Origin of the sequence: Vogesella mureinivorans, assembly GCF_007644035.1 — a bacterium.
In the GTDB taxonomy this organism is placed as follows: domain Bacteria; phylum Pseudomonadota; class Gammaproteobacteria; order Burkholderiales; family Chromobacteriaceae; genus Vogesella; species Vogesella mureinivorans.
Map to the genome: position 1 here is coordinate 1 of NZ_VMTV02000702.1, position 279 is coordinate 279.

The following is a 279-nucleotide window of genomic DNA, read 5'->3' on the forward strand; positions in this document are numbered from 1 at the left end:
TCCAGTCTTTCCATTTTGACGAAGAACATTTCCGTGGCGAGCGGTTTGTGGCCTGTAGCTGTGCTTTGCAAGGCAATAACGATCTTTTGACATTGACCCAGCCGAAAGCCATTGAAGACATCCATTTGCGCTATGCTTTGGCCGGTGCCGACATTCTGGAAACCAATACATTTTCTTCAACCACCATTGCTCAGGCCGATTACGGCATGGAAAATATGGTCTACGAGCTCAATCGTGACGGCGCCCGTCTTGCGCGTCGTGCGGCTTTACGGGCAGAAG

General features: G+C 50.9%; 1 protein-coding gene. It reads left to right on the forward strand.

The features are described from left to right. Positions 1-279, forward strand: a 279-nt coding sequence (locus tag FLQ44_RS17815; RefSeq protein WP_147695465.1) for a homocysteine S-methyltransferase family protein, incomplete at both ends; no start/stop codon positions are given.